The following is a 411-nucleotide window of genomic DNA, read 5'->3' on the forward strand; positions in this document are numbered from 1 at the left end:
AAAACAAATGGCGAATCAATACAACAGTTTGGCACATACCAAATGGTTGTGTAAATACCATATCGTGTTTACACCAAAGTATAGAAGAAAAGTGATTTACAATCAATATCGACGGGACCTTCAAGATATTATCAGGCTTTTGTGCTCTTATAAAGGTGTAAGAATTATTGAGGGACATATGATGCCAGATCATGTGCACCTATTACTTAGTATCCCACCCAAAATAAGTGTCTCAAGTTTTATGGGTTACTTAAAAGGTAAAAGTGCCTTGATGATGTTTGATAAACATGCAAATCTGAAATATAAATTTGGAAACCGTCATTTTTGGTCAGAAGGCTATTATGTGACAACGGTGGGCATCAATGAAGCAACAATTAGGAAATATATCAGAGAACAGGAAAAACATGATAT

The 411-nt window shown here is 34.5% G+C and carries 1 protein-coding gene; it reads left to right on the top strand.

What is annotated here, in order from left to right:
• Positions 1-7 precede the first annotated feature (7 nt).
• Positions 8-411: IS200/IS605 family transposase (gene tnpA / locus FHQ08_RS12705; protein WP_230914755.1), on the top strand; the 404-nt coding region annotated here is incomplete at its 3' end.

The organism is Agrilactobacillus fermenti (assembly GCF_021030645.1).
GTDB classification, from domain to species: Bacteria; Bacillota; Bacilli; order Lactobacillales; family Lactobacillaceae; genus Agrilactobacillus; species Agrilactobacillus fermenti.